Source organism: Flavobacterium sp., assembly GCF_004211145.1.
Lineage (GTDB): Bacteria > Bacteroidota > Bacteroidia > Flavobacteriales > Flavobacteriaceae > Flavobacterium.
Genome location: NZ_SEBS01000035.1, coordinates 1 through 14,808, shown reverse-complemented (window position 1 = coordinate 14,808; position 14,808 = coordinate 1). Strand labels below are relative to the sequence as shown.

15 protein-coding genes are annotated in these 14,808 nt (G+C 47.2%); 7 read left to right on the top strand and 8 right to left on the bottom strand.

Annotated elements, in window-relative coordinates; translation table 11 throughout:
* Positions 1–20 precede the first annotated feature (20 nt).
* The 5 genes from EOO50_RS14165 to EOO50_RS14145 all read right to left on the bottom strand — a co-directional run bounded on the left by EOO50_RS14165 (position 21) and on the right by EOO50_RS14145 (position 5,350).
* On the bottom strand, positions 21–386 hold the full coding sequence (locus EOO50_RS14165) for a hypothetical protein (protein ID WP_290840936.1): 366 nt from the start codon (positions 384–386) through the stop codon (positions 21–23).
* Positions 387–624: 238 nt separating this feature from the next.
* On the bottom strand, positions 625–1,329 hold the full coding sequence (locus EOO50_RS14160) for a hypothetical protein (protein ID WP_290840935.1): 705 nt from the start codon (positions 1,327–1,329) through the stop codon (positions 625–627).
* Between the two features lie 63 nt (positions 1,330–1,392).
* Positions 1,393–4,812, bottom strand: a complete 3,420-nt coding sequence (locus tag EOO50_RS14155; protein ID WP_290840934.1) for a hypothetical protein — start codon at positions 4,810–4,812, stop codon at positions 1,393–1,395.
* A gap of 92 nt (positions 4,813–4,904) precedes the next feature.
* Positions 4,905–5,069 carry a hypothetical protein gene (locus EOO50_RS14150; RefSeq protein ID WP_290840933.1) on the bottom strand — a complete coding sequence of 55 codons (165 nt, stop codon included), beginning with the start codon at positions 5,067–5,069 and terminating at the stop codon, positions 4,905–4,907.
* Positions 5,066–5,350 carry an ORF6N domain-containing protein gene (locus EOO50_RS14145; protein ID WP_290840932.1) on the bottom strand — a complete coding sequence of 95 codons (285 nt, stop codon included), beginning with the start codon at positions 5,348–5,350 and terminating at the stop codon, positions 5,066–5,068. The genes EOO50_RS14150 and EOO50_RS14145 overlap by 4 nt, the downstream gene beginning before the upstream one ends.
* A 239-nt stretch (positions 5,351–5,589) precedes the next feature.
* On the opposite strand from EOO50_RS14145, the gene EOO50_RS14140 reads away from it, so the two are divergent.
* Both EOO50_RS14140 and EOO50_RS14135 read left to right on the top strand, forming a co-directional pair.
* Entirely contained in the window at positions 5,590–6,018 is a 429-nt protein-coding gene (locus EOO50_RS14140) for a MarR family transcriptional regulator (protein ID WP_290840931.1), read from the top strand.
* A gap of 8 nt (positions 6,019–6,026) precedes the next feature.
* On the top strand, positions 6,027–7,079 hold the full coding sequence (locus tag EOO50_RS14135) for a S41 family peptidase (RefSeq protein ID WP_290840930.1): 1,053 nt from the start codon (positions 6,027–6,029) through the stop codon (positions 7,077–7,079).
* 340 nt (positions 7,080–7,419) lie between these two features.
* On the opposite strand, the gene EOO50_RS14130 is transcribed toward EOO50_RS14135, so the two are convergent.
* Positions 7,420–8,676: an aspartate kinase gene (locus tag EOO50_RS14130; protein ID WP_290840929.1), complete on the bottom strand. Its 1,257-nt coding sequence runs from the start codon at positions 8,674–8,676 to the stop codon at positions 7,420–7,422.
* A 56-nt stretch (positions 8,677–8,732) separates the two neighbouring features.
* Complete coding sequence (locus tag EOO50_RS14125) at positions 8,733–9,206, bottom strand: GNAT family N-acetyltransferase (RefSeq protein ID WP_290840928.1); 474 nt, start codon at positions 9,204–9,206, stop codon at positions 8,733–8,735.
* A gap of 247 nt (positions 9,207–9,453) precedes the next feature.
* Here EOO50_RS14125 and fbp point away from each other — a divergent pair, with 247 nt between their 5' ends.
* Positions 9,454–10,470: a class 1 fructose-bisphosphatase gene (fbp, locus tag EOO50_RS14120; protein ID WP_290840927.1), complete on the top strand. Its 1,017-nt coding sequence runs from the start codon at positions 9,454–9,456 to the stop codon at positions 10,468–10,470.
* Positions 10,471–10,481: 11 nt separating this feature from the next.
* Positions 10,482–11,219 (top strand): hypothetical protein, encoded by a 738-nt coding sequence (locus EOO50_RS14115; RefSeq protein WP_290840926.1) that lies wholly within the window; start codon positions 10,482–10,484, stop codon positions 11,217–11,219.
* A 96-nt stretch (positions 11,220–11,315) separates the two neighbouring features.
* Here the strand turns inward: EOO50_RS14115 and EOO50_RS14110 are convergent, their stop codons facing one another.
* Positions 11,316–11,747, bottom strand: coding sequence for a TerB family tellurite resistance protein (locus EOO50_RS14110; protein WP_290840925.1), 432 nt, complete (start codon positions 11,745–11,747; stop codon positions 11,316–11,318).
* 187 nt (positions 11,748–11,934) lie between these two features.
* On the opposite strand from EOO50_RS14110, the gene EOO50_RS14105 reads away from it, so the two are divergent.
* The 3 genes from EOO50_RS14105 to EOO50_RS14095 all read left to right on the top strand — a co-directional run bounded on the left by EOO50_RS14105 (position 11,935) and on the right by EOO50_RS14095 (position 14,615).
* Positions 11,935–12,525, top strand: a complete 591-nt coding sequence (locus tag EOO50_RS14105; RefSeq protein ID WP_290840924.1) for a HupE/UreJ family protein — start codon at positions 11,935–11,937, stop codon at positions 12,523–12,525.
* A gap of 77 nt (positions 12,526–12,602) precedes the next feature.
* On the top strand, positions 12,603–13,031 hold the full coding sequence (locus EOO50_RS14100; RefSeq protein WP_290840923.1) for a dCMP deaminase family protein: 429 nt from the start codon (positions 12,603–12,605) through the stop codon (positions 13,029–13,031).
* On the top strand, positions 13,032–14,615 hold the full coding sequence (locus tag EOO50_RS14095; RefSeq protein WP_290840922.1) for a S41 family peptidase: 1,584 nt from the start codon (positions 13,032–13,034) through the stop codon (positions 14,613–14,615). It abuts the gene before it with no gap.
* Positions 14,616–14,808: the final 193 nt, after the last annotated feature.

The window sequence follows — 14,808 nt, the reverse complement described above, 5'->3', positions numbered from 1 at the left end:
TCCTATATTTTGGTTCGGATTTAGTTTTCCTGAACTTTTTCAGCAGTCTTATCGGCTGCTTTTTTTGTGGCGTCGGCGGCCTTGCTCACGCCTTTTGCAGCACCTTCTGCACCTTTTTTGACGCCGCGTTCCGTGGCCTCGGCTCCTTTTTTGACGCCTTTTTTGGTTGCGGCAGCGCCTTTTTTGACTCCGGTCGCTGTGGCTTCAGCACCTTTCTTTACGCCTTTTTCAGTTGCGTTTGCGGCTTTTTTGACGCCGGCTTCGGTTTTATCGGCAGCTTTCTTGACGCCTTGTTTCGTGTCCTGTGCGGCTTTTTCGACTTTCGTTTCCTGGGCGAACATTCCCGCCGAAATCAGCAACGCCAAACATAAAATGAACTTTTTCATGGTCTGATTATTTAAAATTTCAATCTAAAGTTACAGCCGATGAAAAGACAAAGGTTCGCGTTTTTGTTTTATTTAACCTTGCGTGGAATTTTGAATGTTGTGTTTTAGATTTTGAATGTGGATTTTCGGTTGGTTCACGGTTTTCGCCGGTTTATTTCCGAAGAACTTACCTAAAAATCAACATTAAAAAAGCCCGCTCGACTTGAGCAGGCTTTTTATTGCAAATGTTTTAAATCGTTTATTTCGGTAATGCCGCTCCAACTGCGATATCGCATCGGTGGCCGGGCTGGCCGTGAGCCGGATTCATACCTGCTTTGGTCGCTTCGCCGGGCGCTTGCAAAATTGCCGGGGCCGTACTTGCAGGCGTGTTCGAGGTCGTGACTTTTACATTGTTTCCGCCGCTTCCGGGAACGAGTTTTCCATCGGAACTGATTTGTGCGGGAGTAATCGTGACATTGTCATTGGACTTCGAACCGTCGGAATTCATGACGACGCTCGAAGCCGCCGGTTTCGCAGGTTGGTTCAGCGGCGCTCCGACCGCGATATCGCAACGGTGGCCGGGTTGTCCGTGGGCAGGATTCATGCCTTTGGCGACTTTTTGCGACGGAACCTGCATTTGAGTCTGTATTTGTTGTGGTTGCTGTGGCTGTTGCGGAGTAACTTGTTGCGTGGTTGTAGCGGCCTGCGTCAACGGCGCGCCGACGGCAATATCGCATCGATGTCCGGGTTGCCCGTGAGCCGGGTTAACACCGCCGGTCGCGACTTGTTGGGTAACAGCTGCGGCCTGCGGTTGTGGCGTTGCCTGCTGAGCCGGAGCTGCCGCGGCAGTAGGTGTTACCGATGCGCTCAATGGCACCGAACTTTCCTGCGGTTCAAGGTCTTTTTTGCACGAGACGAACGCCAACGAGGCGAGAAGCGCAGTGCTTATAAATCGGATTGTCATGTCTGGTTTTTTTTAAGAACTTCAAATATAATCGATTGCCGTTTGTCTGGGAAGTTTGTTCTGTTAAAAAAACGCGCGTAGTTGCACGCTTCCCGTGTGGATCGCTTTGCTGGTTTCGCTTTTTCGGCCTTGGTAGTTGACGTTCACGTCGAGGTATTGCGTGAGGTTCTTTTGGAGCAGCAATCGCCACGTGAGGTTTTGGCCCGATTGCAAACCTTCGAGCATCGTGTAGGCGACAGGCGAGAGTTCGTCGCCTTCGAACTTGTTTTGGTACAACGAGAATTCGCCGTTCATGGTAAATTTCTTTTCGCTCGCGTAATTGAACGACGTCCCGAAGCGATTCTGGCTCAAGGTTTCCATATTGTTGATCTGGTTTTCCTTGTTCTGGTATTCGTAAAAAATGTCCCAGCTCGCGTTCTTGTTGAACAGATACGAAACCTTGGGCATGATCTTGTTTCCCGTTATCTCGTAGTTTTTAGTCTCGTAATTCTCGGATTCCGACGAGGCGAAAAGCGTCTGCTCGTTCAAGCTGAACAACCACGTTTTTTGGACCAGATGCGCGTATTGCAATTGGTGCGACCGGTTCGTATTTTCCTGAGATCCGACGTTGAGCAAACTTTTCGCGTGGCTCGACAAATACGAATACGTGACCGAATGTCTTTGTTTTCCTCGGTTGTAGAACAAGCTGTTCCTGAAATTCGAATTAAGTCCGAGGAAATTGTCGTTCGAGGCGCTGAACGGATTGAAGTCGAAATTATCGCCGTTTCGGACGATCTTTCGCTCACTTAAAAACGACGTCTGATTGTAAAAATATGACAGCACTTTCCTGAAACCCGTCGCGTTTTGCCATTGGGCGGGATTCAGCGTCACGGAGGCCGAAAACTTGTTCTGGTGGGTTTTTATGAAGACTTGGTTCGGCAGGAAAACGCGCACATATTTCGCCTGATCGGGAAAAGGCGCAATCTCGAATTCCTGCAATTCCTGGATGCCGTTGCCGTTGTAATCGTTCCAAGTATAGATTCCCTGTCCGGGTTCGACCTCGAGATACGTGAATTCCTGTTGCGGGATCGTGCCCGACGTGGTTTCGTAAGCCGTCGTGAGCGCGATCAATTGGTCGAAAAACCGGTCGCCGTACAGTAATCGAGAGTTCAACGAAGGTTCGTCCTGGATCGCGGGATCCTTGAATTTCAGCGTCCGATAGTTTACGAACAACGACAGATTCCGCCTGTCGGTCTTGATCAATTGGGATTTCAAATAGAATGAATTCGAATTGTTCACGCGCTCGAGAATCCCGTTTTGCAAACTGTCATTGGTGCGATTCAAATATCCGAGTTCCATGTAGACTTTTGTGCTGTCGCCTCGGCCCGCGAATGCTCCGAATTCGGTGAATCGCTGGCTTAACGTCGACAACAAACCGGTTGACTTTATGCGTTCCTGATTGTTTTCGACCCTAAAACTTCCGCCGACCCAATTCTTCCTGAAGTGATATTTTGATTGCAGATTGTTCCTCAAAAACTTCGACGTCGCGTAATTTCCGTCGCTTTCAAGGAAGCTTCCGACGTTGCGCACGGTGAAATCCTTGAATTTCAATTGCGATTCGACAACATGTCGGCTGCCCGAAAACGCGCTGGAATAATCGAGTTTTTCAAATCGATAGCGCGCGAAACCTTTCTCGGGTTCGTTCAAATCGATCGTGCCTTGCAGAAAACTTTGGTCGGATTGCCCGACGGTTATCGCGTTTGTCAGGTTCCAGTCCCGGTCGAATTCGATCGAGAACAATCGCTCGATCGTGCGAAATTCCTTTTGCACGAATTGATAATGTCCGTAAGCATCGAGCGTCCATTTGTTCTTGGTGAGCAACCGTTGTTTGGCGTTTATTTTTCCGGCTAAACCTTGGTTGTTTCCGTCGTCGATGCCTGAAAACAAGTTCAAATCATTGTTCGAGAATGCCGCCTCGAAATCCACGTTCGTCTTCTCGTTCGGATTGATTTTTCCCATAATGGAAACGATTTGGATTTTCGTGGGCGAGACCAAACGCACGATCGGTTCGTAATTTCCTTGACGCACGCCGTCAATCGGTGCGACATATTCGTAAATGCGTCCGATCGCGTTTGAAGTCGTCAAATTATAATTTCCCAATCCGGTTCCGACGAGAGAAAAACGCACGTTGAACAATTCGTCTTCAGGATTGTTCGAATATTCGAAGACCTCGATGCCGTTCACGATGACTTTTCGATACAGGACCTTGTTTTCGGAATACGAGTCCGAAACGGCTGACGGAGCTGTCATCAACGCAGGATCATCGCCCGCCCCGACTAAAATTTGTGCTTGCTCGGCCGAAAGATTTTGCTGTAACGGCTGATTTTTCACGTCGTTTTCAGAATAGAAATAGCCGCCCAAACTCCAGGTTTTGCTTTCGTGGTTCGCGCCCGCGTACGTGACGAAACGCGTGTAATTTCGGTCGGAATATTGGTATTCGATGTTGATGCGCATCTCGGACGTAATCGGGAAAAGCGACGTGAACGTGATTTCTCCGGCGTTGTAATCAATTACGTAATCTTCGTTTTCGCCTCGTTTGAGCAGAATTCCGTTTACGTAGACGCGCTCGGATCCCGAGATGACCAAGATGTACAATTCGCCGTTCGGGCCTTGCAATTTATACGGGCCTTGATTTCCTTCCTGACCGACGAATGTACTTTTCGCGTATTGGCCGCGAACCAACGCCGCCGACGCGAAAACGGTAGTTTGGCTTTCAGGTTTTCCGAACGTGAACTGTCCCGAAATGCCCTGGACTTTTTTGCTGAAATTCAGGAAGCGCGACTTTCTATTCTCGAGGAAAAGGTCACCCGCGCGGATGTTCCATTTGTCCGAGAACAATTCGATGAAAATCTGGTCGAACTCGTCGAGTTTTTGCGAATAACCGCCTTCCTGCAGCGGAACGTTCGAATCCTGGATCGAGGCGCGAAGGCTGACCTTGTCGGAAATCTTGCCCGTGATCTGTAGATCCAACGCGGAATTCGTGACCGCATTTTGGTTGTTTCCGACGGTGATGCCGCGCGTTATCGAACCCGAAGTGTTCAATCCGTCGAAAGGCACGAAACTTTTCCTGGTCGATTTGTCAACTTGATATAACGTTCCCGCGTCGTTGCTCACGATGCGCGATTTGTCGTAAATGCTGTATTCTTTTGTTAGATAGTTGGGAAGTTTTAGAAATCGGACTTGGATCGTGTCGTTTAAAAAAGGCGCATTTTCATTGAAAACAATCGTGCCTTTTGCGAAGTTTATTTTGTAGAATGAGGTGTCGATGGGTTCGTCGTTTCTATCGGCGATCCTGAAAAAATCGGGGTTTATGCTCGTGCTGTCGAGTTTTATGGTGTCGCGCACGGCCAAAATCCTGCGGTTCTTGTAAGGCGTGTCGGTTTCCTGCGACCAAACCTGGCAGCAAAAGCACAGCAACACGGCGAACAGCAATTTTTTAAGCATAGCAATTATAACGCTTTCGGGTCAAAAGTAGTATATGTTGCCGAGGTTAGGAAGCTAAGTTTGAAAAGTAAGCGTGAAGCGCGATCGCGATTTTATTTTTTGTAACCGATTCGCGGGCGGTTTGCGGGATCGCGAGTCGTCAGTTCATCGAAATAGTGAAAGATGCGTTCGATGTTCTTGGATTGGTTGTCGACCTTTTTTCGGATTTTTTCGATGTCGGATTTTGGTTCGGTCGCGTCGAGAAATAATTGCCTCATTTTTGAAAATATGCGCATGATTTGGATGTTGGCATCGCGCGTTCGCTGTTTAAAACGCTTGACAGCATTAGAATTCCGTGTTCGGGGAATGCCATTGGAGCATGGCGCAAACCCATCTTGTCGGAATTGGAGGTCGCAAATTGCGTCCTCCAATTATCGAATTCTTCGCTTGATAGTTCGAACATAAAGTCATTCGGGAATCGTGAAATATTACGCTTAACCGCTTCTTTCAGGCGTTTGGTTTCCACACCGTAAAGCGCCGCCAGATCGCGATCGAACATAATTTTTTGATTTCGGATAAACAAGATTTTGTGCGACAAAACGGCTTCGGTGTCGATGAGAGATTCATTATCGGCATGGATTCAAGCGATTGGATTTGACGTTTGAAGATATGTTTTGGCGCGACAAATTCGATACATTTTTCATGTACCAAGGGTTAAAGTTTCACCCAAATCTGAAAAAAATATTAAAACATTATTTTTATTTGATATATCAATTATATTTGCATCAAATATCTGAAATGGAACGTCTCGAAGATAATGTGTTTTACATGCTCGAAAAGTCGGTGAAATCGTACCGACAATTCGTGCAACGCAATTTGGACAAAGCCGGCTGCGACATCACGCTCGACCAATGGCTCGTGCTCAAGACCATAAACGAGGAACCCGATGCCACGCAACAGCAAGTCGCCAAAACGGTTTTTAAAGACATGGCGTCGGTCACCAGGATGATCGAACTTTTGGTAAAGAAAGGCTTCTTGGAGCGTGCTTTTTTGCCATCGGACAGACGGCGCCAGCGGTTGATAATCACGAAATCCGCAAAGGAATTACTCGAAAAAGTCCATCCGATAAGCCTGTCGAACCGATCGACCGCGTTATACGGAATCGACGACGAAGCTATCAAAAATCTGCAATCAACTCTTCAATCAATAATCAAAAACGTTACTTAATCAGACTTATGAAAAATCAAATTTTTTCCAGATTGCCGATTCTTATCGGCGCTTTTTTGTTGTGTACAAATGCGTCGGCGCAACAACCCAGGACTTTTACGGTTTCCAAAAACATGCAGCGCGAGGTCATCGAATCACTCATTTCGAAGCTTTCGAGCGACTACATTTTTCCCGAAGTTGCCAGCAAGATGGCCAAAGAAATTCGCGCCAAGCAAAAATCGGGCGCATATGCGAAGATCACCGACTCGAAGGAATTCGCCAAAATGTTGACTGACGATTTACAAGCTATTTCACACGACAAGCACTTGGGCGTGCGATTCTCGGGCGAAATGTTCGATGGCGTTCCGACCGCTGAACGTGAAAAGCGTCAGGAGGAAATCCAGCATCACGTGATGAAAGTATCGAATTATGGATTTCGGAAAGTCGAGATTTTGTATGGAAACATCGGTTATCTAAAAGTCGATGGTTTTGCGCCTGAGGATTTGGCCGGCCCGATCGCGAATGCCTCGATGGCGTTTTTGGCGAATACCGATGCGTTGATCATCGATTTACGCGAGAATCACGGAGGCGAACCTGACATGGTGCGGTTCCTGGCGAGCTGTTTTTTCAAAGCCGACGTCCATCTGAACGACCTTTACTATCGAAAGGAAAACAAAACCGATGAATTCCGCACGAAAGATCCCGCGGGCTCGCGTTACGAAAAACCCGTGTACATATTGACGAGTGCGCGCACATTTTCAGGCGGAGAGGAATTCGCGTACGACTTTCAAACCCAAAAACGCGCGATCCTGATCGGGGAAACTACGGGAGGCGGCGCGAATCCAGGCGATCAAGTTGATCTTAAAGGCGATTTCATGGCATTCATCCCGAACGGACGTGCCATAAATCCGATCACGAAAACGAATTGGGAAGGCGTCGGTGTGGTTCCCGATGTAGCGATGCCGGCTGCCGATGCGTTGCAGTATGCGCATGAAGCCGCGTTGAGAGCTGCTTTGGAAGCGTCACCGGAAATGCATAAAGGTTATTATCAGGGCAATTTAGAAAGACTTTTGAAAAAGTAATTTTTTGCTTTAATTTTTTTTGCCGCGGATGCGTGGATTTCATAAAAGTCGATCAGTAATGATCCGTATTGAAATCTGCGCGTCCGCGGCAAATGTTTATAAGGTTGGTCTCGGGAGTTTTAAAAAGAACCGTTTTTCATTCGACATTTTTAACATCAATTGCGGTTTTTCTGCAATCAGGTGAAAATTATTTTTCGTAGGGATGTCATTGCCCTTTCCCCATGGGTTTAAGGTACGAATTCGCCGACACAGTTCGGTACATTAAAGATGCATCAAATGCTAAATTTTGCAACTGTTGCAAATTTCGGATTCGGCCGAAAATGAACAATAAAACAATAGTCTAACTATCCAGCGTCACGATCTGCAACGTCTCGCGACTGATTTGTTTCACTAAAACATTTTTGCCTTTCTCGACCATTTTCGCCGCCTTGTCGTCAAAATGACGAATCGTGTACAGCGAAACGTTGTCGTTGTGGGAAACCTTGAATTTCTTGGAAAGAATCGCCTTGAGTTCGCTGAAATTCCTGAATTTATCGTCGACGCAAACTGAGAAACTGATCGCCGTATTCTGTATCAAAGACACTTTCATCTTGAATTTGTGCAGCAATGCGAAGATCTCGCTGATGTTTTCTTCCATGATAAACGAGAAGTCGATCGAGGAAAGCGATAGCAAAAGTTGCTCTTTCTTGACGATGAAACACGACAATTGCGGGTCGAGATCGGCGCCTTTCGAAACGCTCGTGCCCGGCAACAGCGGATGGATGAACGATTTCACGTACAGCGGAATTTCCTTTCTCTGTAACGGTTGCAGCGTCTTTGGGTGAATCACGGTCGCGCCATAAAATGCCAATTCGATGGCTTCGCGATACGAAATCTGGTTGAGCAACGTCGCGTTGGCGAAGAAGCGCGGGTCGGCATTCATCACACCAGGAACATCTTTCCAGATCGTGACGCTGTCGGCGCCCAGGCAATACGCGAAAATCGCGGCCGTGTAATCGGAACCTTCGCGGCCCAGAGTCGTGGTGAATCCGTTCTCGTCAGAACCCAAGAAACCTTGGGTGATATTGAGCTGCTTGCGCTTTACATTCTTGGCGATGTTCTTTTGGGTCGCATCCCAATCGACGTTGGCATCGCGGTAATTGCTGTCGGTCTTGATGAAATTGCGCACGTCGATCCAGTTGGTCGTGATGCCACGGAAATTCATGTAGTGCGACAGAATTACGGTCGAAACCAATTCGCCGAAACTCACGATCTGGTCGTATACGAAACTGTAATTCGGGGATTTGTTGTGTCCGAGGAAATATTCAAGATCTGAAAATTGGGCGTTTACATCGGTGAAAACCTTGTGCTTTTCATCGTCGAACAAATCGAGCAGGATCTCGTTGTGGTATTTCTTCACATCCTGGAGTGATTCCTTGAGTTCCTTTGATTTGTCGATGTAATTCTTGACGACGACTTCAAGCGCATTCGTGGTTTTCCCCATGGCCGAAACCACTAGAAGCACGTCTTCGTGACCCGCTTTCTGCAATACTTCGTAAACATTTCTGATGCCTGCCGCGTCTTTTACCGAGGCGCCGCCGAATTTGAATATTCTCATAGTCGAAAGTCAAAAGTCGAAAGTCGAAAGGACGGACGACTCTTTATTATTTGTTATTACTGTTTTAAAAAGGTTTCGATTCCCGATTCGTCCATGTGCACGACGCGCCAGTCGGATAGGATTTTCGCACCCGATTTCTCATAGAATTTCACGGCGGGTTCGTTCCAGTCGAGCACGTTCCACTCGATCCGGCGCACGTTGTCGATTTTGCCTTGTTCGATGATTTTGGAATATAGCGCCATTCCCGCGCCGGTTCCGCGAGCTTTCTCAGTGACGATCAAGTCTTCGAGATGGATCGTTTTGCCTTTCCACGTCGAATATCGATAGTAGTAAAGCGCCATCCCGACGATTTCGTTTTCTGTTTCGGCGATGAACGTGTAGAAAAGCGGGTCGTTGCCGAATCCGTCGCGAATCAAATCGTCGACAGTTACGACGACGGCGTTCGGTTCGCGCTCGAAAATGGCGAGTTCGGTGATCAGTTCGAGGACCGATGCCATGTCGTTCTGGGTTCCTTTGCGGATCGTGAGCATTTGTTTGTTGTTGAAAGCAAATATACAAAGGTTGGATTTAGAGGGAAATGGTTCGTTAACAAAATAGGTTGGAAAAGTGTAATTGAGGGATTTTTGGTGTTGTATTTTTGGAGTTTGGGAAATTTATAACCCTTTAAGAGTTTTAAACTCTTAAAGGGTTGGTCCGGATGCCTCAAAAAATCTCTCCAAAATTTTCTTCCACAATCAACCAAGAACATTACTTTTGCAAACTACAACGATTTCGTAAATGGAAGAACGCAACAAAACCCTCGGTGAATTCATTATTGAAAAGCAGGAGGAATTCAAATATTCTACGGGCGAACTGTCCCGGATAATCAATTCGATCCGATTGGCCGCGAAAGTCGTCAACTACAAAGTAAATAAAGCAGGTCTGGTCGATATCGTCGGAGCGGCGGGCGAGGTCAACATCCAAGGCGAAGACCAGCAAAAACTCGACGTTTACGCGAACGAGGTTTTCATACAGACGTTGATCAATCGCGAAATCGTGTGTGGCATCGCTTCCGAGGAAAACGATCACTTCATCACCGTTCCTGGATCCGACAATTGCCACAACAGCAAATACGTCGTGCTCATGGATCCGCTTGACGGTTCGAGTAATATCGACGTCAACGTTTCAGTCGGAACGATCTTTTCGGTTTTCCGACGCGTCACGCCTATAGGAACGCCCGTCACGATGGAGGATTTTCTGCAGCCCGGAACGCAGCAAGTCGCCGCGGGTTACGTGATTTACGGAACGTCGACGATGCTCGTCTACACGACAGGTCACGGCGTCAACGGTTTTACGCTCAATCCCGCGATCGGGACGTTTTATCTGTCGCATCCGAACATGAAGTTTCGCGAAGACGGAAACATCTACTCGATCAACGAAGGAAATTACGTGCATTTTCCACAAGGCGTGAAGGATTACATCAAATACTGCCAACTCGAAGAAGGCGATAGGCCGTATACGTCGCGCTACATCGGCAGTTTGGTTTCGGACATCCACAGGAATATGATCAAAGGCGGAATTTACATCTATCCGACGAGTTCAAAAGCGCCCAAAGGCAAGTTGCGGCTGTTGTACGAATGTAACCCGATGGCGTTCATCACCGAACAAGCCGGCGGGAAAGCGTCGGACGGGTTCAAGCGCATCATGGAAATCAAACCGACCGAACTGCACGAACGCGTCCCGTTCTTCTGCGGAAGCAAAAACATGGTCGAAAAGGCCGAGGAATTCATGGAAAAGGCAAAATTGGTATCTTAGCGAAAAAAAAGATGAAGACAAACTTTTTCAAATTAGTCGCGATCCTGATCTGCGCTGCTTTTGCCGGATGTGGGTCAGACGATTCCGCGACAACCATCATCGAGCAACCGGTGGCATTGGTGCAGAAAATGACAGTCAAGAATTTATTCGGACAGCCGGAACCGCAACTTACCGGGACTTACGTATTCGCGTATGATGCCAACAAACAGGTGACGTCGATAGCAAAAACGATAACCTCGGCGACCGGAGATGTCGTTGAAGACGTTACACACAGTTATCAATATTTCAACAACAAGATCACGTCGTACGGATTCGTGGGACAGACGCAATTGTCGGTGCTTTACAACAGCCAAAGCCAAATGCAGAACATCGGTTTCGGATCGGATCTTGAATACGACGCCGACGGTTTCATGGTAAAAGACAGTTATGGCATCGAATACGTTTACGTCAACGGCAATCCGACCGGAACGATCGAAAATCCGAATTTATATTCATACGATGTGAAGCGGAATCCTTTCTCTAACCACAATCCTTATTTCAGGATTATTTTCGAGGAACAATTCGAAGCGTATTATTCGACGCAGATTTTCCGTTCGTTGAACAACGTCACAGGCGAAATGGTCGAGGGTCTGACTATCGTCCACGAATACGAATACAACACCGGCAATTTACCAACCAAGATTACGATCAAACACGCGGGAACGGGCGAGATCATGGAAGAAATCACGTACGAATACGTCGAATTGTAATCTTCAGATACAAAACATCATAAATAAAAAAGTCGGATCAATCAGGTCCGACTTTTTTATTTTACTCAGGCACTCAGGCACTCAGGCACTCAGGCACTATTTATTCATATGCGTCATCTCATAAATAAACGTCTCCGAATCAACTTTCCCGTCAACCAGTTTCAACGCTTTTGAAATGATATAATCGACATTGCTCGGCGTAAAGCCCAAAGCCAACCCGAATCTTCTAAGCAACATTTCCTGCTTGTCGCCCAATTGGTGATCCACATGGACCATGCGCGCCAAATCGTAAAGACGCTCCAAACGTTGCGTGTACAAGTACGGCGGATTAATCGGATATTTCAAAGGGTTTTCGAGGATTTCCTCATATTCTGAACTTGATATTTCAAGACGGTGCGCAAGCTTGTCAAGGAATTCTTTTTCTTCGGGATGCATGATGCCGTCGGCCAAAGCAACGCGAACGATAGCCGAGAAATGGCCTTTGTTTCGGTTCTTGAATTCGCTGTCGAATAAATCAGAGAATGACATAGATATTCTGTTTTTTAATTTTTTGCAAATATAAGCCGTATTATAAATGTAGCTCTTGATTTCGTGAAAAACTTCGGTAGAAATCAAACAAAAACCTGAAAATCGCGTTAGGGCTACTCGCCTGCAAAAGTACGGCTTAGCTGAAAATTTCGTATGTTTACAATCCCCAATCAACCAACCAAACATCATGTCAGAGTTCCAACTATACCTCGAAACCGGACTTAGGCACGTGCTCGACATCGCGGCCTACGACCATGTTCTTTTTTTGATCGCACTCATCGTCCCATATTCGTTCAAGGATTGGAAACGCGTGTTGTTACTAGTGTCGATATTTACCGTCGGGCACACGCTGGCGTTACTGTTGTCGGTTTTTGGCGTCGTCGTGATCAAGGCGAATCTCGTCGAATTCCTGATTCCGATTACGATTCTCGTCACGGCTGTTTATCATCTGCTTACGGCAGGCAAAACCGCGAAAAATGACAATCTGAGCATCGTCGGATTCATCACGCTTTTCTTCGGAATCATACACGGACTCGGCTTTTCGAATTACTTCAAGGCGATTTTACCCGGAAATCCAGGCGATAAAGTCGTCCCGCTTTTGGAATTCGCGCTCGGAATCGAAATCGCACAGCTCATTGTGGTTTTGGCCGTTTTGATCATTTCGTACATCGTGCAGAATTTCTTCCGGTTTTCGAAGCGCGATTTCGCTCTCGTAATGTCGGCATTCGTAATAGGAGTCGTGGTTCCGATGATCATCGGCAGCGAAATCTGGCAATAATGTTAACTTCGTTACAAAATGCTGTGTTCGTGCAAACTTCGATTCGCGGATTTGCGTAAATTCGTGCCACGAAACACATGGAAGAACAAAAACTGAACAAATACGACAAGGCTTATTTGCGCATCGCTCGCGAATGGGGCCAACTTTCTTATTGCAAGCGCAAAAAGGTAGGCGCGATCATAGTGCGCGATAGAATGATCATTTCCGATGGATACAACGGAACGCCATCGGGCTTCGAAAATTCATGCGAAGATCCCGACGGATTAACGCATTGGTACGTGTTGCACGCTGAAGCCAACGCAATTTTAAAAGTCGCTCGTTCGACCCAAAGTTGTGAAGGCGCGACGCTTTACATTACACTTTCGCCTTGCCGCGAGTGCAGTAAGCTGATTCACCAATCGGGCATAAAACGCGTGGTATATCAGGAAGGTTACAAGGACGATTCAGGTATCATATTTTTGGAGAAGGCAGGCGTGAAGACAGAATTGATCGCCGATTTGGACTAAATGAAGAAGAATTTAAAATATCTACCCATATTGCTTTTCGGTACGCTGGCGATCGGAATCCTAATCGGCGGTATGCTTAATTTTCCGTCGAAATCACTTTCGCCCAAGACTAGCATCCACAAAAATAAACTTGACCGATTACTGGATTTCATCGACAACGAATACGTCGATGACGTGAACACCGATTCCATCGTCGACCTGACGGTGAACAATATCCTGGCCGAACTCGATCCACATTCGGTTTACATTCCGCCTAGTGAACAGGAAGAAGTCGCGCAGAGCATGAAGGGCGATTTCGTGGGAATCGGCGTGAATTTTTATATGTACAAGGATACGGTCGCGGTGATCATGCCGGTGGAGAACGGGCCGTCAGAAAAAGCGGGAATTCGTCCAGGCGATCGGATTTTATATGCCGGGAAATCGAAACTCTTCGGCAAAAAATTGCCCACCGACAGTTTGTTCACGAAGTTAAAAGGTGCCGAAGGTTCGCAAATCGAACTCACCATTTTTAGGAAAAGCGACCGCAAGACATTCAAGGTAAACGTGAACCGCGACGTCGTTCCGATAAAAAGCGTCGACGTTGCCACGATGATCAGTCCGGCTATCGGATACATAAAAATCAATCGCTTCGCTGAAACCACTTACAAGGAATTCGACGCGGGATTGCAGGAATTGCGCAAAAAAGGCGCGAAGGAAATCGTAATCGACCTGCGCGACAACGGCGGCGGTTATCTTGAGAAAGCCGTTGAAATCGCCGATGACCTGCTCAAGGACAAACAACTCATCGTATTCACGAAAAACAAGAAAGGCCGCATCGACAAAACGTACGCGACTGAAGGCGGAACTTTTGAAAATGGCAAAGTCGTGATTCTTATCAACGAAAACAGTGCGTCGGCGAGCGAGATCCTGGCGGGCGCGATCCAGGATAATGACCGAGGCGTGATCGTCGGAAGGCGTTCATTCGGAAAAGGACTCGTGCAACGCGAAATGGATTTTGAAGATGGTTCGGCCGTGCGATTGACGATTGCGCGCTATTTCACACCGACAGGCCGTTCGATCCAGAAAGCCTACGACAAAGGCAAAGACGAATATTTCAAGGATTTCGACAAGCGTTTCGAGAGCGGAGAATTGTACGACAAGGACAGCATCCATATCGCCGACACGTTGAAATTCAAGACACCCAAAGGCAAAATCGTTTACGGGGGCGGCGGTATCGTTCCCGATGTGTTCGTGCCGCTCGAAGTCGAACATGGTGACGAAGGCGTCGCCTACCTGATGCAATCGGGAGCCGTGAGTTATTTCGTGTTCGAGCAACTCGATGCGCACCGCAGCGACTTCAAAGGATTGAATTTCGAGCAGTTCCGATCGAAAATGGAAAAAGATGTCACGTATTTCAACAATTTCCGACAGTACTTGCAGCGAAATGGTCTCGAGCTCAAACTCGACCAGAATAAATCGCTTGTGAAACGCTATTTGTCGGCCGAATTCGCGAGACAGTTGTTCGGAGAAGAAAGATATTTTGATATCGTTTTACCTGGGGATGCGATGGTGAAAGCGGTTTTGGAGGGGAAATTGGGTAATTAGATAATTAGCGAATTAGCGGATTAGCGAATTAGCGAATTACTTTGATAAGAAACTGATAAAAAAAAGTCGAACTCATTCGTGGTCCGACTTTTTAATTTTATTTTTCTCAGGCACTCAGGCACTCAGGCACTCAGGCACTCAGGCACTCAGGCACTCAGGCACTCAGGCACTCAGGCACTCAGGCACTCAGGCA

Bases quoted from the DNA above. Each gene is read 5' to 3' on its own strand.
- EOO50_RS14165 (WP_290840936.1), bottom strand. From the start codon at position 386: ATGAAAAAGTTCATTTTATGTTTGGCGTTGCTGATTTCGGCGGGAATG.
- EOO50_RS14160 (WP_290840935.1), bottom strand. From the start codon at position 1,329: ATGACAATCCGATTTATAAGCACTGCGCTTCTCGCCTCGTTGGCGTTC.
- EOO50_RS14155 (WP_290840934.1), bottom strand. From the start codon at position 4,812: ATGCTTAAAAAATTGCTGTTCGCCGTGTTGCTGTGCTTTTGCTGCCAG.
- EOO50_RS14150 (WP_290840933.1), bottom strand. From the start codon at position 5,069: ATGAGGCAATTATTTCTCGACGCGACCGAACCAAAATCCGACATCGAA.
- EOO50_RS14145 (WP_290840932.1), bottom strand. From the start codon at position 5,350: ATGTTCGATCGCGATCTGGCGGCGCTTTACGGTGTGGAAACCAAACGC.
- EOO50_RS14140 (WP_290840931.1), top strand. From the start codon at position 5,590: ATGGAACGTCTCGAAGATAATGTGTTTTACATGCTCGAAAAGTCGGTG.
- EOO50_RS14135 (WP_290840930.1), top strand. From the start codon at position 6,027: ATGAAAAATCAAATTTTTTCCAGATTGCCGATTCTTATCGGCGCTTTT.
- EOO50_RS14130 (WP_290840929.1), bottom strand. From the start codon at position 8,676: ATGAGAATATTCAAATTCGGCGGCGCCTCGGTAAAAGACGCGGCAGGC.
- EOO50_RS14125 (WP_290840928.1), bottom strand. From the start codon at position 9,206: ATGCTCACGATCCGCAAAGGAACCCAGAACGACATGGCATCGGTCCTC.
- fbp (WP_290840927.1), top strand. From the start codon at position 9,454: ATGGAAGAACGCAACAAAACCCTCGGTGAATTCATTATTGAAAAGCAG.
- EOO50_RS14115 (WP_290840926.1), top strand. From the start codon at position 10,482: ATGAAGACAAACTTTTTCAAATTAGTCGCGATCCTGATCTGCGCTGCT.
- EOO50_RS14110 (WP_290840925.1), bottom strand. From the start codon at position 11,747: ATGTCATTCTCTGATTTATTCGACAGCGAATTCAAGAACCGAAACAAA.
- EOO50_RS14105 (WP_290840924.1), top strand. From the start codon at position 11,935: ATGTCAGAGTTCCAACTATACCTCGAAACCGGACTTAGGCACGTGCTC.
- EOO50_RS14100 (WP_290840923.1), top strand. From the start codon at position 12,603: ATGGAAGAACAAAAACTGAACAAATACGACAAGGCTTATTTGCGCATC.
- EOO50_RS14095 (WP_290840922.1), top strand. From the start codon at position 13,032: ATGAAGAAGAATTTAAAATATCTACCCATATTGCTTTTCGGTACGCTG.